The organism is Streptomyces sp. NPDC030838 (genome assembly GCF_055572035.1).
In genome coordinates this window covers 21,633-43,993 of sequence record NZ_JBVIED010000001.1, presented here as the reverse complement: position 1 = coordinate 43,993, position 22,361 = coordinate 21,633, and the positions used below count along the sequence as shown (strand labels likewise).

Here is a 22,361-nt window from a genome sequence, read left to right as displayed (position 1 = left end):
CCCTCCCGGGTACCCACAGTAGGGTAAGTCGCCGTGTGGGACGTCTTCCTCAGCTACAGCCGCGGTGATGTGGAGCGGGTCCGTCCGCTCGCGCGGGCGCTGCGTGACGGCGGGCTCCGGGTGTTCACGGACGAGACCGGTGTCGCGTCCTTCGCCGGCATCAGCGACACCATCCGGCGCGAACTCGCCCGTTCCAAGGCCCTGCTGGCCTACTACTCGGCCGGCTACCCGGAGCGCGAGGCCTGCCAGTGGGAGCTGACCACCGCGTATCTCGCGGGACTTGGGGAGGGCGACCCGCGGCGCCGGGTGATGGTCGTGAACCCCGAGCCGGGCACCGACCACATCCACCCCGTCGAACTCCGCGACGCCCGGCACGCCTCCGCCGACGACCCGGCCGCGCTCGTGGCCGACGTACGCGACCATGTCGCCCGCCTCGACGGTCCCCTGCCCCTGCCCGAGCACGGTGCGCGCCGCGGCCCGTCCGGCGTGCCCCAGCCGCGCCCCGAACTCCTCGGCCGGCTCTCCGAACTGTGGCAGGTGCACTCCGCCCTGCACGCGCACACGGCGCCCCTCGTCACCGGCCGGGCCGCCGCCCGCGCGGTGCAGCTGCGCGGCATGGCGGGCATCGGCAAGACCCTGCTCGCGCAGGAGTACGCCGTCCGCTTCGAGGCGGCGTATCCCGGCGGCGTCTACTGGCTGGACGGAGAGGCGTACGACGACTCGGTGCGCGCGCTGGGCCTGGACGACCCGTTCGCCGCCTTCGACGCGCTGGGCGAACCGTTCCTCTGGATCGTCGACTCCGTCCCCGCCGGCCGGCTCCCGATGCGTGCCCTCGCGCGCATGACGGCCCCGCACCCGCTCGGCCACACCCTCTTCACCCTGCGCAGCCGTGCCTACGACGGACTGGGCACCCCTGTGGACCTCGGCCCGCTCGACGCGTTCCACGCGCGCGTGCTGGCCGGCGACGACACGCTCGCCGAGGCGGTCGGCGGCCACCCGCTGGCGCTCGCCCTCCTGGGCCGGGCGGTCCGCGCCGGACACCCGCCCCGCGGCCTCTACGACCGCCTCCACGCGCGCGGCAGATCCCTCCTCGACGCGCTCGCCGACGAGGACGTCACCGCCTCCCTCGTCCAGGACGTGGACACCGAGGACGCCGCCGACGTGCTGCGCTGCGCCGCCGCCCTGCACCCGCTGCCGCTGACCGTCGCCGACGCCGAGCGCGTCCTCGCCGCCGCCGACCGGGTCCCCCGCGTGGTGGCCCGCCGGCACGCCGAGACCGGCGTCGCCGAGCTGCGTGTGCGCAGCCTGCTGAGCCCTGTCCCCGACGGCGGCTGGCAGCTGCACCCCGTGACGCTGCACGCCTGGCACCACCACGATCCGGCCCCCGCCCGCACCGAGGCCCTGCGGCACACCACCCTGCGCACCCTGTGCGGCCGGCGCGACCCGGTTACGCTGGGCTTCCCCGGCAGCCGGAGGGAGGCACCCATGGCAGCGCCCAGCGAGTCCGAGCGGATGGCCGCCTTCGACATCCAGGTCGAGCTGGTCACCCGCATCGGTGTGCAGGAACTGGCTCCCGGCACCGGCAGCCTGCGCGAGGCCCTGCACTCGCTGAAGTCCCTGATCGACTTCACCCGGGCCACCCTGCACACGTACAGCATCGCCCTGGAACGGGGCGCGGACACGGCCACGCCCACGGTCCAGAGCCTGGCCTACGCCCTGATCAACGACACCATCCGGCCCTTCACCGCCACCTGGCACCCCCGCCTCGCCGCCTACGAGGCCCGCTGTCCCGCCGGCACCGCCCCCCTCGACCACGAGGCGGCCTGGCCGGAGGCGGACGCGATGCGCACCGAACTGGCCGCCCTGCGCGAGCCGTTGCTGCGGATCGCCGAGGCGCTGGGCGGCATCTCAGGAGCGGACTTCGGCGTGGCGACGGCGGGCTGAGCAGGGAAATGAGCACGGGAAAAGGCATGGGAAAAGGCCCGGGAAAAGAGCAAGGCAAAGACACGACCGTCCGGAGCCGCTGATGCCCGCCCTCACCGACTCGGCCTTCCTCGACACCGTCGCCGACCGCCTCGCCGGCCTGCCCACGGTCGAAGCCGTCTCCCTCGGCGGCTCCCGCGCCCAGGGCACCCACCGCCCCGAGAGCGACTGGGACCTCGGCATCTACTACCGGGGCCCGTTCGACCCCGCCGACCTGCGCGCCCTCGGCTGGGAGGGCGAGATCTCCGAGGTCGGCGGATGGGGCGGCGGCGTGTTCAACGGGGGCGGCTGGCTCACCGTCGACGGGCGCCGCGTGGACGTGCACTACCGGGACCTGGACGTGGTGGAGCACGAGCTGGCGGAGGCCGAGGAGGGACGGTTCCGCGTCGAGCCGCTGCTCTTCCATCTCGCCGGGATCCCCAGCTACCTGGTCGTCGCCGAACTGGCCGTCAACCAGCCCCTGCGCGGCACCCCGCCGCGCCCCGAGCGCTACCCGGAGAAACTCCGCCACTCCGCCGCCGACCGCTGGCACGGCACCGCGCGCGCCACCCTCGCCTACGCCAAGGCCAACCACGCCACCGCCGCCCGCCGCACCGAACTCTGCGGCGCCCTCGCCGTCGCCGCGACCCAGGCGGGCCATGCCGTCCTGGCGGCCAGGGGGGAGTGGGTGACGAACGAGAAGCGGTTGCTGGACCGGGCGGGGCTGCGGGAGGTGGACGCGATCATCGCGTCGCTGGGGGCGGCGGACGCGGACGCCATGGTCGCGGCGGTCGAAAGGGCGGAATCGCTCTTCGACGCGCGCGTGGGGGAGGCGCGGACCACGCGCGTGTGAGGCGTCGCCCGCGGGGGCGGCCACGCGCTGGTGAGGCCGATTCCGGCGGACCCGCGCGCGTGAGGCGTAGTTCCGCGCGGACCGCGCGCGTGAGGCCCGATTCCGGCGGACCCCGCGCGCGTGAGGTCCAATCCTGGCGGACCCGCGCGCGTGAGGCGCAATTCCGCGTCCCCGCGCGCGTGAGGCGCAGATCCGTCCCGCCCCATCCGTCACACCCCTGAAACACGCCCGTCCCATCCCCTCCAACAACGCCCCTTACCGTGGGCGTTACACCCACCGCCCGGCCACCGTCGCCCGAAGGCACACCCCGCCCTCGTCCCGGCAGGAGCCGCCCTGTGTCTCGTCGCATCGTCCCCGTACCGCCCCTCTGGCTCGCGCATGCGCTGCGGGCGCAGCGGGGGCCGGTGCCGTGGAGTGCTGTGGTGCGAGGGGGACTGGCCGCGGGCCCCTTGGTGGCGGCGGCCGTGGTGGCCGGGCGGGCCTCGGTCGGCGTGGTCGCCGCGATCGCGGCCATGCTCGCGGGGATCAACGACCGGCCCGGCAGCCGGCGGGCCGCGGTGCGGCGGCTCGGGGTCCCGGCGGCGGCCGGTGCGGTCGGGATGGTCGTCGGGACGTATGCGGGGGAGTACGGCGGGGCTCTCGGCCTGACGGTGATGCTCGCCGGGCTCGGCCTGGTCGCCGGGTGTGTCAGTGCGGTCGGGCCCGTCGCCTCGGCGGCCGGGACGCAGTTGCTCGTCGCCTGTGCCGTGGGCGCCGGGATGCCGTTGCCCGAGCCCGGATGGCTGCGGGGGATCGTCTTCCTCGGCGGGGCCGGGTGGCTGCTGGTGCTGCGGCTGGTGCTGCCGACGCCCGGGGCGTTCGCGGGGGACTTCCGGTTCGACGGGGAGCGGCGCGCCATCGCGGGGGTCTACGACGCCGTCGCCGATCTGCTCGACGCCGCCGGAGGCCCGTACGCCACCGCCCGGCGGGCCGCGCTCACCGCCGCCCTCGACCACGCTCAGGACGCCCTCGCCGGGCCCCGGCTGCGGCGGTACGCCGGGTCCGGGGCCGAGCGGCGGCTGCACGCGCAGTACGCCGCGGCGCTGCCCCTCGCCGAGGCTGCCACCGCGCTGGCCTGGGCCGGGGAGCCGCTCTCCGCGCGGGCGGCCGAGGCACCCCGGCGCCTCGCCGCGGCCGTCCGCCGCAACACGCACACCGGGCCGCTGCCCGCGCCCTCGCGCTCCGCGCCCGCCCTGCGGGCCCTGGACGACGCGCTGCTGCGCGCCGCAGAGGCCTTCGACCGGGGCGAGGGCGGTGCGCTGCACACCCGTCGGCGGACGGCGCGGCAGCTGCTGCGCACCGCGTTCGGGCCCGGCGGGCGGGAGTACGGGATGCGGGTCGCCCTCTCGTTCGGGACGGCCGCCGCCGTCGCCCAGGCGCTCCACCACGCCCACTGGTACTGGCTGCCCGCCACGGCCGTCTTCCTGGTCAAGCCCGACCTGGGGCCGCTCGCCTCGCGGGTGCTGTGCCGGGCCGCGGGGACCGTCCTGGGGGCACTGGTGTTCGCCGGGCTCGCCGCCGTACTGCCGCGGCCCGCCGGGCTCGTGGCGGTCGTCGCGGTCAGCGGGGCGCTGATCCCGGTCGCCACCCGGCACTTCGCTGCGCAGACCGCCGTCGTGACGGTGCTCGTGCTGGCCCTGGTGATGGTCGGCGGGGAGCCGCAGGCCTCCGGGAGCCGGATCGCCGAGACCCTGCTGGCCTGCGCGATCGTGCTGATCGTCGGGCATCTGCCGATGCCGGGGGAGCGGGGCGGCGGGGTACGCGCCCGGGTGGCGGCGGCGGGCGGGGCCGCACAGGCCTATCTCGCCCATGTGATCGGCGGGTCCGGTGACCGGCCCGCCCGGTGGGTGCTGCGCCGCGAGGCCTACCGCACCCTGGCCGAGGCCCGTACGGCCGTCACCGTCGCCGCCGCGGAACTGCCCGCCCTGGCCCGGCACACCGAGGGCACGGACAAGGTGGTGGCCGTGCTGGAACGGCTCGTCGACACCGTCACCGCCTGTGCCGTCCACCTCGACGACACCGGGCGGCTCACCCCGCGGCACGCCCGCCGGCTCGACCGGCTCCTCACCGAGGCCGCGGAAGCCGACGTACTCGGCCTCCTCGACGCCCTCGCCGAGGAGCGCGGCAGGCTACGGGCCGCCGGTCTCCCGGTCGCCGGCTAGCCCTGGCGGCACCGCCGCCCGCGCCAGGGCCTGTCCTCCGGATCATGCCGTCGTCGCGGGGGCCTGGCACGCGCATCTGCCCTAGTCGATCCGCACCCACACCGGTGCGTGGTCCGAGCCCGGAGCGTCCCGCCGCGCGGCCGGATCCGTGCCGACCGAGGGCAGCCGGGGAGCCGTCTCGGCGGGCAGACCGGTGCCCGCGGCCGTGACCCGGCGGACCAGGCGGTGGCTGAGCAGGACGTGGTCTATCAGCTCGCGGCGCCCGGAGTTCACCCGGGAGAAGCGCTGCTCGGCCGGGATGAGCGGGGCCACGTTCCACAGCCGGGCCGCGTCACCCGCGTCGTCCCGGTCGAAACCGTCCGTGCCGATCTCCGACCCGGGCGGGCCGAGCAGGATCTGCGTGGTCGCCGCCTGCACCTCGTCGTTCAGATCCCCCAGCACCACCACGTCCTGCTCCCGCCCGTCGCCCGCCAGCAGCGTGTCGGCCAGCGCGCGCAGCGCCGTCGCCTCGGCGGCCCGGCGGTGCAGCGCGTAGGCGCCGTAGCGGGCCCGTTCGCCCTCGTCGTGCGGGTGGAAGCGCTTGACGGGATACGTCAGCAGCTTCGACTTCAGATGCGCGACCGCGGCGCGCACGCCCTCCGCCTCCACGGCCAGCAGGCCCCGCCCCGCCGCCTCCGTGGTCCGACCCTCGTCGTCCGTCTGCACCGGCCGCAGCTGCTCCGGGAAGGCCGTCGTGTCGGCCAGCAGGCGCAGCGGCGTACGGCTGAGGAAGCCGACGCGGATGCCCCGTTCGTCGGGATGCGTGGAGACCGCGGTGTGCCACTCGCCGTCCAGCATGCCGACCAGGTCGTCCAGCGCGACCGGCTCGCCGATCTCCTGCAGGCCGAGCAGGTCCGGATCCAGTTCGGTGATCACGGCGGCGAGGGAGGCGAGCTTGGTCTCGTACGCGGTCTGGTCCCGCGGGCCGAACAGCCCGCCGGGCCGGTAGAGATTCTCGAGGTTCCAGGTGCCTACGAGCATGCCGGGCCCCTTTCGCAGAGCCTGGTGGCGGGCTGTGGTGAGGCCAGGGTGCGGGCCCGGGCCGCCCTGCGACAGGGCCGGAACCGGATGCCCGGTTCGGGTCACGTCGCGGTACCACCCCGCCGTACGTTGGCGTGATGACGACTTCTCCCGCCGACCTCATCATCACGGGATGCACCGCACTTGTGCATGTCGAAGGACAGGCCGACCACGAGCAGGTCGCCTTCCGGGACGACGCCGCGATCGTCGTACGCGACGGCGTCATCGCCGCCGTCACCACCGCCGCGGAGGCCGCCGGGCTGCCCGCCGCCGAGCGCATCGACGCGCGCGGGCAGGTCGCCCTGCCCGGCCTGATCAACTGCCACACGCACGCGCCGATGGTCGCGCTGCGCGGCATCGCCGAGGATCTGCCCACCGAGGAGTGGTTCAACGACGTGGTCTGGCCCGTCGAGTCCAACCTCACCGCGCGGGACGTCGAACTGGGCGCGCGGCTGGCCTGTGCCGAGATGATCCGGGGCGGCGTGACCTGCTTCGCGGACCACTACTTCGTCATGGACGCGGTCGCCGCCGTCGTCGCGGAGTGCGGCCTGCGGGCCCACCTGGGCCAGGCCTTCTTCTCGTCCCAGGGACCGCAGGGGTGGGACGATTCCCTGGAGTTCGCGCTACGGCACCAGGGTGGCGCCGACGGCCGGATCACCACCGCCCTCGCCCCGCACGCCCCCTACACGGTCGACGACGCCGACCTCGCCGTCACCGCCCAGCTGGCCCGCGAGCACGGTCTGCCGGTGCATCTGCACGCCGCCGAGAACCGCGACCAGACCGAGGCCAGCCTCGCCCGGCACGGCGTCACCCCCATCGAGGTCCTGGAGCGCACCGGCCTCCTCGGCACCGAGATGCCGCCCCATGTGCTGATCGCGCACGGCACCGGCATCACCGAACGCGACCTGCTCGTCCTGGAGCGGGCCGGCGGCCGCGTCGCCGTCGCGAGCGCACCGCGCGGATACCTGAAGTTCGCCTGGCCCACCACCACGCCGGTACGGGCCCTCCGCGCGGTCGGCGTCCCCGTGGGGCTCGCCACGGACGGCGCCGCCTCCAACAACTCCCTCGACGTGTGGGAGTCGATGGCGCTCACCGCCCTCGTGCAGAAGTCCGCCGAGGGCGACCCCCGATGGCTGACCTCCCGTCAGGCCCTGCACCACGCCACGCTGCAGAGCGCCCGCGCGGTCGGACTCGACGGCGTCGTCGGCTCCCTCGCGCCGGGGCACCGCGCGGACATCGTCCTCGTCGACCTGACGGGTCCGCACACCCAGCCCGTCCACGACCTCGCCGCGACGCTGGTGCACAGCGCCCGCTCCTCCGACGTCCGCACCACGATCGTCGACGGCCGCGTCCTGATGCGGGACCGCGAGCTGCTGACGCTGGACGTGCCGTCGGTCGTCCGGGAGTTGGGGGAGCGGCTGCCCGCCCTCCTCGACCGCGGTCACGGGCGGCGCGTCCAGCGGTACGACACCTGACCGAAAAGGGCCGCGACAGCTGACCGCGACAGCTGACCGGAAATTTTTCGCGCCGGTGCGATGAGTTACGCCCCGGCCCCCGGTCATCCCTCGGAACGGACCGTTGCACAGGAGGGGTCATGGCGCTTCCGGAGATCGTCTCGCGGGAAGAGTGGCGCAGGGCGCGCGAGGAACTGCTGCTGAAGGAGAAGGCGGTCACACGCGCGCGGGACGCGCTCAACGCGGAGCGGCGCGGTCTGCCGATGGTGGAGGTCGACAAGGAGTACGTCTTCGAGGGCGGCGACGGCAAGGCCACTCTGTACGACCTCTTCGAGGGACGGCATCAGCTGGTCGTGTACCACTTCATGTTCGCGCCCGAATGGGACGCCGGCTGCCGCAGCTGCTCGGCCTTCCTCGACCAGGTCGGTCATCTGGCGCACCTCCACGCGCGCGGGACGTCGTTCGCGGCCGTCTCCCGGGCGCCGTACCCGAGGATCCTGCCGTTCAAGGCGCGGATGGGCTGGACGCTGCCCTGGTACTCCTCGTACGGCGACGACTTCAACCAGGACTTCGAGGTCACCCGGGAGCACGAGGGGGAGCTGGTGGAGCGGCCGGGCCTCAGCTGCTTCCTGCGCGACCGGGACCGGGTCTTCCACACCTACTCCACCTACGAGCGGGGCCTGGACGGCCTCGGTTCGACCACCAGTTTCCTGGACCTGACGGCCCTCGGACGGCAGGAGGACTGGGAGGAACCCAAGGGGCGCGCGTCGGCCTGTGGGGCCCCTGCGGGCAGTGAGGGGGTGCGCTATCACGACGAGTACGAGGAGTGACACGCCGGGTAGTCGAAACCGGGTGTTCGCTGAGAGGTGGCTCACATTTCGCGGTGAACGGGTGTCAACTACGTCTCAGTCGCGTCACTGAGCGAGGCGTTCGACCTCCGGGAGGCGTTAACTCGTACAGGTACGACGCTTTCTGGAGGTGCAGGGTGAACGGGCGAACGGTGCTCGAACGCTTTCCCGCCGGTGGTCCGCGCGGTTCGTGGCCTGCCGAGGAGTTCGCGCACGCGCGGCGTCTGGAGGGCCTGCCGGCGGAGGTCGTCATGGACCTCGCGACGGACACGTTCCTGGTGATCGTCCGCGAGACCGCCGCCGACGCCGCCGCGTGACCGCGGGGGAGCCGGCCGACGCCGCCGCCGCGTGACCGCGGGTGAGGAGCGGCTGCACGCAGACCGCGCGTGGGGAGCGGCTACGCGCTGACCGGGCGTGACCAGGCCGGAGTCGTCCCCGTGAGCCGGCACAGGGCCAGGTAGAGCGGAATGGGCGGGGTGTACGGAAGGTCGCCGTCCGGCCGGTGAATGAGGCGCGGGGCGTCGGAGACGACCGCGCCGATCGCGTACCGCGCCGGGGCGGGCCACTCCAGGGCGTAGTCGGACTCGGAGGGCACCAGCCACCACCAGTGCGCGTCGTCGGCGTACACGCATCCCACGCGGGGCAGCCGGGGCATGACCTGCGGTCCGAAGCGGGCGGGCGCCGCGACCGCGTCACAGCCCAGCGGGACCGTCATCCCGTCCGGGACGGACAGCCGGCGGGGCGTGCCGGGCGCGTGCGGCCCGCGCCCCAGGCGGACCAGCGTGTCCAGGCTGCGCACCCGCCCGCCGCCGGACGCGGGCGTCACACGCTCCCCCAGGCGCGGCCGCGCCCGAACGGGGGGACTCCCGGAGCCCCCGTTCGGTGGTGCGACTCGGGCCGCGCGGGCGGGTGCTGCGACGGGGTGTGGCGGTGTGGTGCGGCGGGCGTACGGCCGTGGCCCGCGTCCGTCGTCAGGTCCTGCGGCTCCGTCTCGTCCTCCTCGCCGGGGGCGCCGTCCGTGCGGCCCGGCTTGGGCGGGGCTCCCCAGCCCAGGTCGGCGCGGGGGGCCTCGGCCTGGCGGGGCAGCTCGGCCCAGACCAGCAGGCCCGGTCCGTGCTCCTGGGCACCCCAGGCATGGCTCAGGGCGTCGACGAGAAGCAGTCCCCTCCCGTGCTCCTCGTCGGGCCGCTGCGGGGAGGGGCACGGTTCGCCCGGTGCGCACCCCTGGTCGCGCACGGCTATGCGCACCAGGTCGTCACCGTCGTGCAGTTCGCAGACGACGACCTCGCTCGCGGTGTGCACGATGGCGTTGGTGACCAGCTCGGACACCACCAGGGCGGCCGAGTCGCAGGTGTCCTCGCAGACCGACCAGCCCGTCAGCCGGGCCCGGGTGAGGCGTCTGGCCTGCGCGGGAGAACCCGGGTGTGCGGCCAGTTCGAAGCGGAACCGGCGCTCGGCGGCGCCCCCCGAGGGGACGGCTGCGGCGGCGTCTGTTCCTAAGGGCGCGGACGGAATCACGCTTGCCACTATCTCCCCGGCGCGAACACTTGGCAAGCGTCACTCTGAAAATTGCAGAGTGCGGTGTGACTCTTTGAATGGCCATGGCACACTGCTCGCAACAGCACGACGCGCGGCGCCACTTGGGATCGCCGAAGGTCTGTCCCGCCCGGATCTGGCTGATTTCAGTCGGTTTCGAGGGGTTCGAACCGGCCAACTCCGGCCGGATTCCGGCCTTCGAATAGGTCTTCGAATGGCGCCGCCGGGCTGTCCGGAATCCCTTGACTGGAGGTGGAGCGTGAGCGAGCCGCGGTCCGCGCCGACGGTCGGCCAGGTCGTTCTCGGCCGGCGCCTGCTGGACCTGCGGGAACGCGCCGGTCTCAAGCGCGAGGAAGCCGCCCGGGTCCTCCATGTCGCACCCGCCACGGTCCGCCGTATGGAGACCGCCGAGGTCGCGCTCAAGATTCCGTACGTCCAACTGCTCCTGAAGGCCTACGGCGTGCCCGACGACGAGGCCGAGTCCTTTGTGCAGCTGGCGGAGGAGGCCAACCGGCCCGGCTGGTGGCAGCGCTTCCACGACATCCTGCCCGGCTGGTTCTCGATGTACGTCAGCCTGGAGGGCGCCGCCAGCCTCATCCGCAGCTACGAACCGCACTTCGTCCCCGGCCTGCTCCAGACCGAGGACTACGCGCGCGGGGTCCTGACCTCGGGGGCCGTCGGCCAGACGCGGCCGGAGGACATCGAGCGTCATGTCGCCCTGCGCATGCAACGCCAGGAACTGCTCACCCGTCCGGACGCCCCCCGGCTGTGGATGGTGATGGACGAGACGGCGCTGCGCCGCCCGGTCGGCGGCCCGGAGGTGATGCGCGGGCAGATCGACAAGCTGCTCGAGGCCACGAAGCTGCCCCATGTGACGCTGCAGGTCGTCCCGTTCTCCACGGGGCCGCACCCCGGCACCTACGGGCCCTTCGTGCTGTTCCGATTCGCCATGCCCGAACTGCCGGACATGGTCTACAGCGAGTACCTGACCGGCGCCGTCTACCTCGACGCGCGCGCCGAGGTGGCCACCCACCTGGAGGTCATGGACCGCATGGCGGCGCAGGCCGCTACGGCACAACGCACGAAGGAGATCCTGCGGGATCTCCGCAAGGAGCTGTGAATGGATCGCATCACGTCCCAGCCCCAGCCCAGAGTCCGCGCGGAGCGGATCTACAACGGCATGCCCGCGCGGGAGCTGGGCAGTGAGGGCTGGCACAAGCCGTGGAGCGGCGGCAACGGGGGCAACTGCCTGGAGGCGATGAAGCTCGCCGACGGCCGGATCGCCGTCCGGCAGTCCACCGACCCGGACGGGCCGGCGCTGATCTACACCACCGACGAGATGACGGCGTTCATCGAAGGGGCCAAGGCGGGAGAGGCGGACTTCCTGCTGTCATGAACCGGCCTGTTTGCTGCTTCTTCCCTGTGTGATGTCTCTGCTCAGCTTCCTTGTCTTGATGTCGAATCGATCGCTCAGAGCGCGGAGAACGGCGTACGGCAGCTCCGCGCGGTGTCACGGGGGCGGCGGCAGTACGCCGCACAGCGCTTCCAGCGCCGCCCCGTACGCGTGCTCCGAGGGCGTCGCGTATCCCACGACCAGCCCGTCCGCCGCCTCCGTGCCGGCCTCCGGGTGCCGGAACGCGCCCAGGCCGTCGACGGCGACGCCCTGCCACGCGGCCGCCTTGACGACGGACCGCTCGGTGCCCGGCGGCAGCCGCAGCACGGCGTGCAGCCCCGCCGCGACACCGGTGACCCCGATGTGCGGCGCCTGCTCGGCGAGCGCGGCCACGAGGCGGTCGCGGCGGCTCCGGTACCGCTGCCGCATGCGGCGCACATGACGGTCGTACGACCCACGGGCGACGAAGTCGGCGAGGCTCAGCTGGTCCAGCACGCTCGCCCAGGCCTCCCGCTCGCCCTTGGCCGCGAGGACGCCGTCGACGTACCGCTCCGGCAGCACCATCCAGCCCAGCCGTAGCGCCGGCGACAGGCTCTTGCTCACCGAGCCGAGGTAGATCACCCGCTCCGGATCGAGGCCCTGGACCGCGCCGACGGGCTTGCGGTCGTAGCGGAACTCCCCGTCGTAGTCGTCCTCCAGAATCACCCCGCCACGCGCGCGTGCCCAGTCGACGACGGCGGCCCGGCGGGCCGGATGCAGCGGGCCGCCGGTCGGGAACTGGTGCGCGGGGGTGAGCAGGACGGCCCGCTCGCGCGCCAGCAGGTCGACCCGGGCGCCGTCCTCGTCGAGGGGGAGCGGGACCGTACGGACGCCCGCGGCGGTCAGCAGGCCGCGGTGGAAGCCGAGTCCGTACGACTCGACGGCCAGGGGACCGCGGAGGACGGGCGCGTCCCCGCTGTGGCCGCTCGGATGGAAGAGCAGCCGCAGGGCGTGGGCGAAGCCGGAGCAGATGACGATCCGGTCCGGCTCGGTGCGCACCCCGCGCGCGCGTGCCAGGTATTCGGTCAGCGCCTCGCGCAGCTCCCGGCGGCCGGCCGGATCGCCGGGCCCGAACACCTCGTTGGGTGCCTGCTGGAGGGCCCGCCGATAGGAGGCGAGCCACGCCGTGCGGGGGAACGCCGACGCGTCCGGAGTGCCCTGGCGCAGGTTGTGCCGGGGTCCACGCGCGCGTGGAGGTGTCTTTTTGGGCACCCGCGCGGTGCGCTGGAGGGGTTCGGCGCGGTCGGCGACCCGCGTTCCGGAGCCCTGACGGGCGGTCAGCCAGCCCTCGGCGACGAGCTCCGCGTAGGCGTCGGCCACCGTGTTGCGGGCGACGCCGAGGTCGGCGGCGAGCGAACGGTAGGGCGGCAGTCGGGTGCCGGGCGCCAGCCGGCCGCTGCGCACCGCCTCGCGCAGCGCCCGGATGAGCGCGGCCCGGCGGCCGCCCGGTCCCGACAGCTCCAGGTGCAGGTCGGCACCGATCCGCTCCGCCTCATTGACCCACGAATCAGCCATGGAAATGCACCCTACAGCCGGTCTTTGGGCGCCGTAGGTTGAAGCCATGACGACGCACACGACGCAGACGAACCCCACTGGTACGGCGACTCTTCAGGCCACCGAGCCCCTGGCCGGGCTGCGACCCCGCCTCGACTTCGCCCGGTCCGCCCCGAAGGCCTTCCGCGCCCTCGTCGGCTTCGACGCCGCCGCCCGCGCGGGCCTGGACCCGGCCCTGGTCGAACTGATCCAGATCCGCGCCTCGCACCTCAACCACTGCGCGTACTGCCTCCATATGCACACGAGCGACGCCCGCCGGGCCGGCGAGAGCGAGGAGCGGCTGCACATGGTCGCCGTGTGGCGCGAGGCCCGGCACTTCTTCACCGCGCGGGAACAGGCCGCCCTCGCCCTGACGGAGGCGGTGACCCTGGTGGCCGACCAGGGTGTCCCGGACGAGGTCTACGCCGAGGCCGCCGCCCACTTCGACGAGGAGGAACTGGGCCAGGTCCTGGCGCTGATCCTCGCCATCAACACCTGGAACCGGGTCGCCCTGGCCACGGCGAAGCGCGCGGGCACGGACGAGCGCGGCCGCTGAGGCAGGCTGTCTTGCGCGCCGGCCGTGCGGCGCGCAGGGGAGCGCTCCGGTGACGCGGCCTGTCCTTCGGCCGGCCGTTCGGCTCGCCGGGGGCGCCCCGTTGACGCCGGGCCGCGTGCAACCGGCTGCTCGGCACGCTGGGAGGGCCCCCGTTGACGCGGCCCGCCCCTGCCGACCGCTCGTCCCCGGCCGGACGCTTGGATCGTCCCCGGCCGGCCGCCTGGGCCGTCGCGGCCGTTCGGCGTGCCGGGGCGTCCCGTTGACGCCGGTGGCTCCCCGGTCAGCCGCTTGGGCCGATCGGCCGGGCGCTGGGCTCGGCCCCGGCTAGACGTTCATCGGTCGGTCGTACGGCCCGATCGGTGCCGGCAGGCGGGAACTCCCCGTCAGATGGCGGTCGACCGCCGCGGCCACCGACCGCCCCTCCGCGATCGCCCACACGATCAGCGACTGGCCCCGGGCGGCGTCCCCGGCCGCGAACACTCCGGGCACGTTGGTCGCGAAGCCGCGGTCACGGGCGATCGTGCCGCGCGGATCCAGTTCCAGCCCCAGCTGGTCGACGATCCCGTCCTCCCGGTCCGGCCCGGAGAAGCCGAGGGCGAGCAGCACCAGGTCGGCGGGGAGCGCCCGGCCGGTCCCGGGCAGCGGGCGGCGCTCTGCGTCGACCTCGACGAGGTGCAGGGTGCGCACATGCCCGTCCGCGTCGCCCGTGAGGCGCAGCGTCGACGCCGCGAACAGCCGGGCGTCCGCGTCCGCCGCCGGTGCCGTCCGCAGCGCCCCGGCCTCCTCGTGCGCGGCGGACAGCCGGTAGATCCGCGGAAACGTCGGCCAGGGCTCGGTGTCCTCGTCGCGCTCCGTGGCCGGCCGGCCGTAGATGTCCAGCTGGGTCACGGACGCGGCGCCCTCCCGCACCGCCGTGCCCAGGCAGTCCGCCCCCGTGTCCCCGCCGCCGACGATCACCACGTGCTTCCCGGCGGCGGACAGCGGGGAGAGCTCCAGATCGCCCTCGCACACCCGGTTGGCCAGCGGCAGGTACTCCATCGCCTGATGCACCCCGGCCAGCTCCCGCCCCGGCACCGGCAGTTCGCGCCAGGCCGTGGCCCCGGTGGCGATCACCACGGCGTCGTAGCGGGCCCGCAGCTCGGCCGCGTCGACGTCCCGCCCGACCGCCGTCGAGGTGCGGAACTTCGTGCCCTCGGCCCGCATCTGATCCAGCCGCCGTTCCAGATGGTGCTTCTCCATCTTGAACTCGGGGATGCCGTACCGCATCAGGCCACCGAGCCGGTCGTCCTTCTCGTACACCGCCACCGTGTGCCCCGCCCGGGTGAGCTGCTGGGCGGCGGCCAGCCCGGTGGGGCCCGAGCCGATCACCGCCACCGTCCGCCCGGACAGCCGGTCCGGCGGGCGCGGCGGCGCGAATCCCTCCTCCCACGCGCGGTCGGCGATCGCGCACTCCACGTTCTTGATGGTCACGGCCGGCTGGTTGATGGCGAGCACACACCCCGCCTCGCACGGCGCCGGGCACAACCGGCCGGTGAACTCGGGGAAGTTGTTCGTGGCGTGCAGCCGGTCCGCCGCAGCCCGCCAGTCCTCCCGGGCGACCAGGTCGTTCCACTCGGGGATCAGATTGCCCAGCGGGCAGGCGTGGTGGCAGAACGGGATACCGCAGTCCATACAGCGGTCGGCCTGCTCGCTGATGATGGGCAGCAGGGCTCCCGGGACGTACACCTCGTTCCAGTCCCGCACCCGTTCCCCGACGGGACGGCGGGGCCACTCCTGGCGGGGCGTGGTCATGAATCCCTTGGGATCGGCCATGGCCGGCTCCCTACGCTTCCTGGCGTACGTTCCTCGCGCACGCGTGCGGCGGCCGTGCGTCCTCGGCGGCACTCTTTCGGACACGATACGTCCCGTTTGCCGCGTGTGCAGAGGGGGCGGAGAGCGCTTTCTCGCGGGGAGTCGTGTCGGACAGTGGGTGTGTCGGACACGGACGCGGGGCCATGTCAGACCAGCGCGAGCACGTAGGCCAGTGCGGCCGCGGCCGAGGCGACCGTGCGTATGTGGTTCCACGCCGTCCACTCGCGCACATACGACGTCCAGTACGCCGCGGCCTCCGCCGTACCCGGGTCCAGCCGCCCCAGCGCGTCGTTCCGCGGCACGTTGGCGGCCACCGTGACCCCGAACGAGCCGGCCAGGTACAGCGCGCTGCCCAGCAGCAGCTCCACCGCGCCCTCCTCCGGCCACAGCACGAACGTCACCACAGCGATCACCGCGCACACCACCGCGGAGCCGAGGAAGACGGCCATGAAGGCCGGCCGCACCGCCGCCACGTTGACCGCCTGCATCGCGGCGACGCCCTGCGCGGGCGGCAGCGCGGCCAGCCCGCGCATCACGAAGGTGGAGAAGGCGCAGAAGACGCCGGCCACCAGGCCGGTCCCGAGCACACCCAGCACCGTCAGCACGAAGTACGGTCCGTCGATCATGTCGCTCTCATCTCCCCGTAGTCTCCCCGTGCGGCCGCCGGGTCGGACTGGTGCCGCCACCTGCCCTCCAGTCAAGCCGGGGCCGGATCCCCGGGCCATGGCCGAGCGCCGCACACCCATAAGCGAGCGTCCAGCGTTCCGCCCTCGCCCTCGCCGCTGCCGACGCGGCTCGCCTCACCGGCCCGATTCGCCTCCGCCACACCCACCCGATTCGACCTCCGCCCCACCGGCCCGACGCAGCGTCCGCCTCACCCAGCCGATTCGATCTCCGCCTCCCGCCAGCCCCGCAGCACCGCCTCCACGGCCGCCGCGATCCGCCGGCGCGCCTCGTGGCGGGGCACCCCGCTCATGAGCAGCCGGTCGTACGGCGTGTCCACATGTCGTACGGAGGCCACGACCGCCGAGGTCACCGCCCCCTCGGACAGCGCCCGCCCCGCCGCGCTGCGGCCCACCCGCCCGCTGCCCCGCACCGAGGCGTGCGCGGCGATCTCCCACGCCCGCTCCGCCGGGCACCCGGGAAACAGCCGCCGTATCTCCGCCGCGAACGCCTCGGCGAACCGCGCGTCCTGCTCCGCCCGTCGCCGCGCGTCCCGCATCCGCCGCCGGCGGCGCACCTCCGCGTCCGCCAGACAGCGCGCCTCGGCCCGCGCGAGGCCCGCCGCCTCCACCAGCACGCCCTGCCGCTCGTAGCGGCCCCTGCGCCGGTTGAACCGTACGACCACCACCGACAGCCCGCTCTCCTCGCGCGCCCGGCGGGTCAGCGCCGTGTCGCCGCGCGGCAGGAACACCAGATGCCCGAGGTCGGCACAGTCCAGGCAGCGCGGCACCCCTTCCTCCAGGACGAGCAGCGACAGCGGCCCGCGTCGGCACGCGGCACACCGCTTGCGCTTGTGTGGCTGGACGGCGAGAAGTCCCCGAGGGATCGGGGGAGTCGAGGGTACGGCGGCCATACCCGGTTCATGCCCCCGGACCCACGGGATCCACGCCGCCGATCCGGCATCCCCAGGACACCTCCTGACCGGTCGCTGACGCATCATGGGCGGTGTGCGACTCGAACCGATCACCTGGGACCGGCTCGGCGATCTTCTGGCCGAGCGGCTGCTCGACCTGAAGCCGGGCGACGGCGGCGCCTGGCCGCGCATCGCCTTCGACGGCGCCCCGGCGGCCCGGCCCGGGGATCTCGCCGAGCGGGTCCACGAGGCGCTGCGCCTGCGCGGCCGGCCCTCCCTGGTCGTGGGCACCGAGGGCTTTCTGCGCCCGGCCTCGCTCCGGCTCGAGCACGGTCACCGGGACGTGGAGGCCTATTACGACGGCTGGTTCGACACCGGAGCCCTGTGGCGCGAGGTCTTCGGACCTCTCGAGCCCGGCGGCGACGGCCGTGTGCTGCCCGACCTCTGGGACCCGGTCACCGACCGGGCCACCCGCAGCCCGTACGTCCAACTCCCGACCGGCGGACTGCTGTTGCTGCACGGTCCGCTCCTCCTGCGGCACTGGTTCCCCTTCGATCTGACCGTCCATGTCCTCCTCTCGCCGGGCGCCCTGCGCCGCCGCACCCCCGAAGCCGACCGCTGGACCCTCCCCGCCTTCGAGCGCTACGACGAAGAGACCGATCCCGCGGGTACGGCCGACGTCCTGGTGCGCGCGGACGATCCGCGCCGCCCGGCGTGGCGCGGCTGAACGCCCCCGACCCACCCCGGCCCCGCCCTACCCCTGGCCCCGCCCTCACCCCCCGGCCTCGGTCCCCGCTCCAGGTGCGGGTGCCGGAAGGCGCGGCCAGAATGAAGGGCGCCGGGACTAGCGGTGCCCCCTGCGCCGCGCCGGCCGTCCGGCACCGGGAGGTACTTCATGACGACTGCCGGAGACATCATGCACCGCGGTGCACAGTGGATCCCCGCCCACGAGACCCTGGACCGCGCCGCTCAGCTGATGCGCGAACTGGGTGTCGGCGCCCTGCCCATCAGTGACCAGAACGAACGGCTCTGCGGCATCCTCACCGACCGCGACATCGTCGTGGGCTGTGTGGCGATGGGCCACGACCCGTCCAAGGTCACCGCGGGTGAGATGGCTCAGGGCACACCGCGCTGGATCGACGCGAACGCCGACATCAGCGAGGTGCTTCGGGAGATGGAGGACCACCAGATCCGCCGGCTCCCCGTCATCGAGAACAAGCGCCTCGTCGGCATGATCAGCGAGTCCGACCTGGTCCGGCACCTGTCGAGCAACCAGATCGCGGAGTGGGCCGAGCGGGTCTACGCGATGGGCTGACCACCCGCCGTCGGCGGCGCCGCCGCGGCGTCCGGCGCCTGGGCTCAGAGCCAGCCGTTGCGCCGGAAGCCGCGGTACAGCACCAGACAGGCCAGCGATATGACGCCGATGACCATGCCGTAGCCGTACCGCCAGTGCAGTTCCGGCATGTGGTCGAAGTTCATGCCGTACATCCCGCACACCATCGTCGGCACGGCGACGATCGCGGCCCACGCGGTGATCTTCCGCATGTCCTCGTTCTGCGCGACCGTGACCTGGGCGAGGTGGGCCTGAAGGATCGAGTTGAGCAGTTCGTCGAAGGCGGCGATCTGCTCGGCGGCGCGCAGCTGGTGGTCGGAGACATCGCGGAAGTACGCCTGTATCTCCGGGTCCACCACCCGTATCGGCCGGGCGGCGAGATCGAGCAGCGGGCGGCCGAGCGGCACCACGGCGCGCTTCAGCTCCAGCAGCTCCCGCTTGAGCTGGTAGATGCGGCCGGGATCGGCCCGGGCGCCGTTCTCCGCGAAGACGTCCGTCTCGACCTGGTCGATGTCCGCCTGGACCGCTTCGATGACGCTGAGATAGTCGTCGACGACGTTGTCCGCGATCGCGTGCAGCACCGCCGAGGGGCCCTTGGCGAGCTGGTCCGGCCGGGACTCCAGGTCCTCGCGGAGCGGGCCCAGCGAGCCGTGCCGGCCGTGGCGGACGGTGATCGCGAAGTCCTCGCCGACGAACACCATGATCTCGCCGGTGTCCACCACCTCGCTGGTGGCCGTCAGTTCCTCGTGGTCGACGTAGCAGACCGTCTTGAACACGGCGAACAGCGTCTCGCCGTACCGCTCCACCTTCGGGCGCTGATGGGCCTCGATGGCGTCCTCGACCGCGAGCGGATGCAGGTCGAACAGCTCGGCGATGCCCGCGAACTCCTGGTCCGTCGGCTCGTGCAGACCGAGCCAGACGAAGCCGCGGCCGCTCTTGCGGACCCGCTCCACGGCGTCGACCAGGTCGCCGCCGAGGGGGACCCGGCCGCCCTCCTCGTACGCCACGCAGTTCACGACCGAGGAGCCCAGCGGGGAGCGGGCGGGGTGACTCAGGTCGACGCGGCGGCGCCGCCGGGTCAGCCGTGCCACCGTGCGGAGGCCGCCGACCCTGCCGAGACTCGTCACCTTCCGCAGATTCCCTGCCATGGACATCTGGATCTCCTCGCGTGGATCCTCGCGTCGCGTTTCCGCGCCTGTCGCGCCAGTGTGCCAGGGCTGCGCGAAGGGCGCGGAAGCCTGTGGAAGGCATGGGTTCCGCTTTGTTCCCGCCTGTGGACAACGGGACTTCGTGCGTCGCCGGAGCGTCGCCCACTTCCGACAAGTGGGACAAGTGGGATGATCGCGGCATGACGCTAACCGACGGAAAACTCCTCGACCACCGACCGGCCGGGTCGGCAGAGCGCTCCGCCGCGCTCGCCGCCCTCTTCGACCCCACGACATTCCGGCACTTCGAAGGGTTCGGCGTCGGGCCCGGCTGGCGCTGCTGGGAGATCGGCACGGGCGGCACGACCGTCGTCTCCTGGCTGGCCAAGAGGGTCGGCCCGACCGGCAAGGTCCTCGCGACCGGCACCGACGCCTCCTGGGCCGCGATGCCCGCGCGCCCGCCGGTGGAAATGCGCCTCCACGACGTGAGCGCCGACGAGCCGCCGGGGGAGGGGTTCGACCTGGTCCACGCCCGGCTGGTGCTCGCCGAGGTGCCGGACTGCGCGCGGGCGTTGCGGACGATGGCCAGGGCCCTGAGGCCCGGCGGGCGACTCCTGGTGGAGGACGTCGACCTCGCCCTGCAACCGCTGGTCTGCCCCGACGAGCGCGGCCCCGACCAGCAGCTGGCCAACCGGCTGCGCCAGGCGCTGCGCCAGCTCCTGGCCGGCTGCGGTGCCGATCTCGCCTTCGGGCGGGCACTCCCGCGGCTGCTCCGCGCTGCCGGGCTGCGCCGGGTCGAGGCCGACGCGTACTTCCCCGTCGCCTCGCCGGCCTGCGCCGCGCTGGAGTCCTCGACGACCCGTCAGATCCGCGACGAGCTGATCTCCGCGGGCCTCGCCACGCCCCAGGACATCGACCGCCACCTGTTGAACATCGCCTCCGGCCGGCTGGACCTGGCCGGGCCACCGATGATCTCGGCGTGGGGGCGGGCCTAGGCCGTGTCCGCAAAGTCCCGCCTGCCCCGCTTTGTGGACACGACCCAGGGCCGGCTGCCGCCACCGCCCCGCGCCGACGGCACCCCTCCGCACGGGACCGTCAGCCCGGCACCGGCGGCCTGCCCCCCACCCGCTCGACCGCCCGCGCCCCCGCCGAACAGCCCGCCCGTGCCGCCTCCTCCGGCTCCCTACCTGCCAGCAGCGCCGCGAGGAACGCACCGGTGAAGGCGTCGCCGGCGCCCGTGGTGTCACGCGGTGCCGCAGGTACGGCGGGGACATGGGCGGTCACGGCTCCTGACCGCGCCACCACCGCACCCTCGGCGCCCTGCTTGACGACCACCAGCGGGACGCGCCGGCTCAGTGCCGCCGCGGCGGCGGCCGCATCGCGCAGCCCGGTCAGCAGACGAGCCTCGTCACGGCTGGGCAGCAGCACCTCCAGGCCGTCGACGAGCGCCAGGAAACGGTCGGCCCCCAGGTCCTTGAGGAAACCGGCCGACGCCGGGTCCAGGCTCACCGGCACCCCGCGCGCGCGTGCCGCCGCCAGGGCCACCGCCACCAGCGCCCGGCTCGGCTCGGAGAACAGCAGATAGCCCGACAGGTGCAGTCGTACGACACCGTCGAGCAGCGTGTCCGACCAGTCACCCGGATCGAGCCGCAGGGAGGCCCCGCTGTCGGTGAGGAAGGTCCGCTCGGCCGCCGCTCCCGTGTCGACGAGGCAGATCACCGTCCCCGTGGCCGCCTCCGGATCGACGACGAGCCGCGCGCTCACCCCGCAGTCCGCCAGCTCCCGCTGGTGCCACGCGACCGTGTCCGCCCCGACCCGGCCGAGCAACCGTACGTCCGCACACCCCGAATGAGCCGCCCAGCACGCCACGTTGGCGCCCGCCCCGCCGGGCACGGTGCGCACCGTGGCGGCCGTGTCCGTGCCCGGCGCCAGGGGACCGCTGTGCCGGGCGACGACATCCGTGATCACGTCCCCGACGACCAGCAGCGCGCCACCCCCGGGGGACCCCGCCCCCGCTCCGCTCACGCGCGGGCCCAGGCCGCCGCGATCCGCGCCGCCAGCCGTACATTGCCCCGCACCGCCGCCAGATTGGCGCGCAGCGAGGCACCGTCGGTGTGCCGCACCAGGTAGTCGAGCAGGAACGGTGTCACTGCCTGGCCGGTGACCCCCTCCTCCTCGCCGGCACGCAGCGCGTCGGCGAGCACGCGCGCGTGGAGCCCGGGATCCAACTGCTCGGCCTGCGGCACCGGATTGGCGACGATCAGCGCCGACTCCGGCAAGTCGAGCGTGTCCTGAGCCCGCATCACCTCCGCGACCTGCCCGGGGCTGTCCAGTGTCCAGTCCACCGGATGCCCCGAGTCGGACAGGTAGAAGCCGGGGAACCGGTCCGTGCCGTACCCGGCCACCGCCACGCCCAGCGTCTCCAGCCGCTGCAACGTCGCCGGCACGTCCAGGATCGACTTCACTCCCGCGCACACCACCGTGATCCGGGTGCGCGCCAGCAGGCCCAGGTCGGCCGACTCGTCCTGCGTCACCGTCCACTGCCGGTGCACCCCGCCGAGCCCGCCAGTGGCGAACACCCGGACCCCGGCGCGGGCCGCGAGCAGCGCGGTCGCGGACACCGTGGTCGCCCCACTCGCCCCGGAGGCCACGGCGAGCGCCAGGTCGCGGTGGCCCAGCTTGCGGATCCCCTCCTCGTTGGCGATCCGCTCCACCTGCTCCTTGTCCAGGCCGACGTGCGGCCGCCCGTCCAGGACGGCGACGGTCGCCGGAACGGCCCCCTCCTGCCGTACGGCCTCCTCCAGTTCCAGCGCCACCTGGAGATTGCGCGGGCGCGGCAGCCCGTGGGCGATGATCGTGGACTCCAGAGCCACCACGGGCCGGCGCGCGGCGACCGCCTCCCGCACCTCTTCCGACACCACCAGCGTCACGCGACTGCCTCCTGTCCGTCGGTCCTCCCTCATCTCTGGCGGGCGCCGCGCCCGCTCAAACGCTTGCGGCCTGTGGGGGACACCACCAGCCT

General features: G+C 74.0%; 22 protein-coding genes. 12 read left to right on the top strand and 10 right to left on the bottom strand.

The genetic code is table 11. The features are described 5' to 3' along the window. Nucleotides 1–33 precede the first annotated feature (33 nt). The 3 genes from ACZ42A_RS00200 (at nt 34) to ACZ42A_RS00190 (ending at nt 5,016) form a co-directional block, all read left to right on the top strand. Complete coding sequence (locus ACZ42A_RS00200; protein WP_468524849.1) at nt 34–1,944, top strand: toll/interleukin-1 receptor domain-containing protein; 1,911 nt, start codon at nt 34–36, stop codon at nt 1,942–1,944. 82 nt (nt 1,945–2,026) lie between these two features. After that, nucleotides 2,027–2,815, top strand: a complete 789-nt coding sequence (locus ACZ42A_RS00195; RefSeq protein ID WP_468524848.1) for a nucleotidyltransferase domain-containing protein — start codon at nt 2,027–2,029, stop codon at nt 2,813–2,815. Between the two features lie 335 nt (nt 2,816–3,150). Beyond that, the gene (locus tag ACZ42A_RS00190) at nt 3,151–5,016 is read left to right on the top strand and encodes an FUSC family protein (RefSeq protein ID WP_468524847.1); all 1,866 of its coding nucleotides are present in this window, start codon (nt 3,151–3,153) and stop codon (nt 5,014–5,016) included. A gap of 81 nt (nt 5,017–5,097) precedes the next feature. Here ACZ42A_RS00190 and ACZ42A_RS00185 read toward each other — a convergent pair whose 3' ends face one another. Then, nucleotides 5,098–6,036, bottom strand: a complete 939-nt coding sequence (locus tag ACZ42A_RS00185; RefSeq protein ID WP_468524846.1) for an endonuclease/exonuclease/phosphatase family protein — start codon at nt 6,034–6,036, stop codon at nt 5,098–5,100. A gap of 137 nt (nt 6,037–6,173) precedes the next feature. Here ACZ42A_RS00185 and ACZ42A_RS00180 point away from each other — a divergent pair, with 137 nt between their 5' ends. The 3 genes from ACZ42A_RS00180 to ACZ42A_RS00170 all read left to right on the top strand — a co-directional run bounded on the left by ACZ42A_RS00180 (nt 6,174) and on the right by ACZ42A_RS00170 (nt 8,694). Beyond that, nucleotides 6,174–7,550, top strand: a complete 1,377-nt coding sequence (locus ACZ42A_RS00180; protein WP_468524845.1) for an amidohydrolase — start codon at nt 6,174–6,176, stop codon at nt 7,548–7,550. A gap of 119 nt (nt 7,551–7,669) precedes the next feature. Then, nucleotides 7,670–8,359 carry a DUF899 domain-containing protein gene (locus tag ACZ42A_RS00175; RefSeq protein ID WP_468524844.1) on the top strand — a complete coding sequence of 230 codons (690 nt, stop codon included), beginning with the start codon at nt 7,670–7,672 and terminating at the stop codon, nt 8,357–8,359. 155 nt (nt 8,360–8,514) lie between these two features. Continuing rightward, a complete protein-coding gene (locus ACZ42A_RS00170) occupies nt 8,515–8,694 on the top strand; it encodes a hypothetical protein (protein WP_468524843.1) in 180 nt (59 codons plus the stop codon). A gap of 80 nt (nt 8,695–8,774) precedes the next feature. On the opposite strand, the gene ACZ42A_RS00165 is transcribed toward ACZ42A_RS00170, so the two are convergent. After that, nucleotides 8,775–9,203, bottom strand: coding sequence for a hypothetical protein (locus ACZ42A_RS00165; protein ID WP_468524842.1), 429 nt, complete (start codon nt 9,201–9,203; stop codon nt 8,775–8,777). After that, complete coding sequence (locus ACZ42A_RS00160; RefSeq protein WP_468524841.1) at nt 9,200–9,904, bottom strand: ATP-binding protein; 705 nt, start codon at nt 9,902–9,904, stop codon at nt 9,200–9,202. Before ACZ42A_RS00160 ends, ACZ42A_RS00165 begins: the two co-directional genes overlap by 4 nt. A 268-nt stretch (nt 9,905–10,172) precedes the next feature. Here ACZ42A_RS00160 and ACZ42A_RS00155 point away from each other — a divergent pair, with 268 nt between their 5' ends. After that, nucleotides 10,173–11,033, top strand: a complete 861-nt coding sequence (locus ACZ42A_RS00155; protein WP_468524840.1) for a helix-turn-helix domain-containing protein — start codon at nt 10,173–10,175, stop codon at nt 11,031–11,033. Then, on the top strand, nt 11,034–11,309 hold the full coding sequence (locus tag ACZ42A_RS00150; RefSeq protein ID WP_468524839.1) for a DUF397 domain-containing protein: 276 nt from the start codon (nt 11,034–11,036) through the stop codon (nt 11,307–11,309). It begins immediately after the preceding gene. Nucleotides 11,310–11,423: 114 nt separating this feature from the next. On the opposite strand, the gene pdxR is transcribed toward ACZ42A_RS00150, so the two are convergent. Continuing rightward, nucleotides 11,424–12,860 carry a MocR-like pyridoxine biosynthesis transcription factor PdxR gene (pdxR, locus tag ACZ42A_RS00145; protein WP_468524838.1) on the bottom strand — a complete coding sequence of 479 codons (1,437 nt, stop codon included), beginning with the start codon at nt 12,858–12,860 and terminating at the stop codon, nt 11,424–11,426. A gap of 46 nt (nt 12,861–12,906) precedes the next feature. Here pdxR and ACZ42A_RS00140 point away from each other — a divergent pair, with 46 nt between their 5' ends. After that, complete coding sequence (locus ACZ42A_RS00140; protein WP_468524837.1) at nt 12,907–13,434, top strand: carboxymuconolactone decarboxylase family protein; 528 nt, start codon at nt 12,907–12,909, stop codon at nt 13,432–13,434. 324 nt (nt 13,435–13,758) lie between these two features. On the opposite strand, the gene ACZ42A_RS00135 is transcribed toward ACZ42A_RS00140, so the two are convergent. The 3 genes from ACZ42A_RS00135 to ACZ42A_RS00125 all read right to left on the bottom strand — a co-directional run bounded on the left by ACZ42A_RS00135 (nt 13,759) and on the right by ACZ42A_RS00125 (nt 16,861). After that, nucleotides 13,759–15,246 carry a glutamate synthase subunit beta gene (locus ACZ42A_RS00135; RefSeq protein WP_468524836.1) on the bottom strand — a complete coding sequence of 496 codons (1,488 nt, stop codon included), beginning with the start codon at nt 15,244–15,246 and terminating at the stop codon, nt 13,759–13,761. Between the two features lie 185 nt (nt 15,247–15,431). Continuing rightward, on the bottom strand, nt 15,432–15,911 hold the full coding sequence (locus ACZ42A_RS00130) for an anthrone oxygenase family protein (protein ID WP_468524835.1): 480 nt from the start codon (nt 15,909–15,911) through the stop codon (nt 15,432–15,434). Nucleotides 15,912–16,159: 248 nt separating this feature from the next. After that, complete coding sequence (locus ACZ42A_RS00125) at nt 16,160–16,861, bottom strand: DUF2293 domain-containing protein (RefSeq protein WP_468524834.1); 702 nt, start codon at nt 16,859–16,861, stop codon at nt 16,160–16,162. Between the two features lie 85 nt (nt 16,862–16,946). On the opposite strand from ACZ42A_RS00125, the gene ACZ42A_RS00120 reads away from it, so the two are divergent. After that, nucleotides 16,947–17,588 (top strand): nucleoside/nucleotide kinase family protein, encoded by a 642-nt coding sequence (locus tag ACZ42A_RS00120; RefSeq protein ID WP_468524833.1) that lies wholly within the window; start codon nt 16,947–16,949, stop codon nt 17,586–17,588. Nucleotides 17,589–17,756: 168 nt separating this feature from the next. Then, entirely contained in the window at nt 17,757–18,176 is a 420-nt protein-coding gene (locus tag ACZ42A_RS00115) for a CBS domain-containing protein (protein ID WP_468524832.1), read from the top strand. 44 nt (nt 18,177–18,220) lie between these two features. Here the strand turns inward: ACZ42A_RS00115 and ACZ42A_RS00110 are convergent, their stop codons facing one another. Then, nucleotides 18,221–19,348 carry a magnesium and cobalt transport protein CorA gene (locus ACZ42A_RS00110; protein ID WP_468524831.1) on the bottom strand — a complete coding sequence of 376 codons (1,128 nt, stop codon included), beginning with the start codon at nt 19,346–19,348 and terminating at the stop codon, nt 18,221–18,223. A gap of 194 nt (nt 19,349–19,542) precedes the next feature. Between ACZ42A_RS00110 and ACZ42A_RS00105 the strand changes: the two genes are divergently transcribed. After that, nucleotides 19,543–20,334: a methyltransferase domain-containing protein gene (locus ACZ42A_RS00105; protein ID WP_468524830.1), complete on the top strand. Its 792-nt coding sequence runs from the start codon at nt 19,543–19,545 to the stop codon at nt 20,332–20,334. A 100-nt stretch (nt 20,335–20,434) separates the two neighbouring features. Here ACZ42A_RS00105 and ACZ42A_RS00100 read toward each other — a convergent pair whose 3' ends face one another. Continuing rightward, complete coding sequence (locus ACZ42A_RS00100) at nt 20,435–21,364, bottom strand: carbohydrate kinase family protein (RefSeq protein ID WP_468524829.1); 930 nt, start codon at nt 21,362–21,364, stop codon at nt 20,435–20,437. Further along, nucleotides 21,361–22,269, bottom strand: coding sequence for a pseudouridine-5'-phosphate glycosidase (locus ACZ42A_RS00095; protein ID WP_468524828.1), 909 nt, complete (start codon nt 22,267–22,269; stop codon nt 21,361–21,363). Before ACZ42A_RS00095 ends, ACZ42A_RS00100 begins: the two co-directional genes overlap by 4 nt. Nucleotides 22,270–22,361 lie beyond the last annotated feature (92 nt).

What these genes read in the sequence shown, in the direction of transcription:
- ACZ42A_RS00130 (WP_468524835.1), bottom strand. Translation starts at nt 15,911, where the DNA reads ATGATCGACGGACCGTACTTCGTGCTGACGGTGCTGGGTGTGCTCGGG.
- ACZ42A_RS00185 (WP_468524846.1), bottom strand. Translation starts at nt 6,036, where the DNA reads ATGCTCGTAGGCACCTGGAACCTCGAGAATCTCTACCGGCCCGGCGGG.
- pdxR (WP_468524838.1), bottom strand. Translation starts at nt 12,860, where the DNA reads ATGGCTGATTCGTGGGTCAATGAGGCGGAGCGGATCGGTGCCGACCTG.
- ACZ42A_RS00105 (WP_468524830.1), top strand. Translation starts at nt 19,543, where the DNA reads ATGACGCTAACCGACGGAAAACTCCTCGACCACCGACCGGCCGGGTCG.
- ACZ42A_RS00115 (WP_468524832.1), top strand. Translation starts at nt 17,757, where the DNA reads ATGACGACTGCCGGAGACATCATGCACCGCGGTGCACAGTGGATCCCC.
- ACZ42A_RS00180 (WP_468524845.1), top strand. Translation starts at nt 6,174, where the DNA reads ATGACGACTTCTCCCGCCGACCTCATCATCACGGGATGCACCGCACTT.
- ACZ42A_RS00175 (WP_468524844.1), top strand. Translation starts at nt 7,670, where the DNA reads ATGGCGCTTCCGGAGATCGTCTCGCGGGAAGAGTGGCGCAGGGCGCGC.
- ACZ42A_RS00150 (WP_468524839.1), top strand. Translation starts at nt 11,034, where the DNA reads ATGGATCGCATCACGTCCCAGCCCCAGCCCAGAGTCCGCGCGGAGCGG.
- ACZ42A_RS00110 (WP_468524831.1), bottom strand. Translation starts at nt 19,348, where the DNA reads ATGTCCATGGCAGGGAATCTGCGGAAGGTGACGAGTCTCGGCAGGGTC.
- ACZ42A_RS00135 (WP_468524836.1), bottom strand. Translation starts at nt 15,246, where the DNA reads ATGGCCGATCCCAAGGGATTCATGACCACGCCCCGCCAGGAGTGGCCC.
- ACZ42A_RS00140 (WP_468524837.1), top strand. Translation starts at nt 12,907, where the DNA reads ATGACGACGCACACGACGCAGACGAACCCCACTGGTACGGCGACTCTT.
- ACZ42A_RS00125 (WP_468524834.1), bottom strand. Translation starts at nt 16,861, where the DNA reads ATGGCCGCCGTACCCTCGACTCCCCCGATCCCTCGGGGACTTCTCGCC.
- ACZ42A_RS00195 (WP_468524848.1), top strand. Translation starts at nt 2,027, where the DNA reads ATGCCCGCCCTCACCGACTCGGCCTTCCTCGACACCGTCGCCGACCGC.
- ACZ42A_RS00120 (WP_468524833.1), top strand. Translation starts at nt 16,947, where the DNA reads ATGGGCGGTGTGCGACTCGAACCGATCACCTGGGACCGGCTCGGCGAT.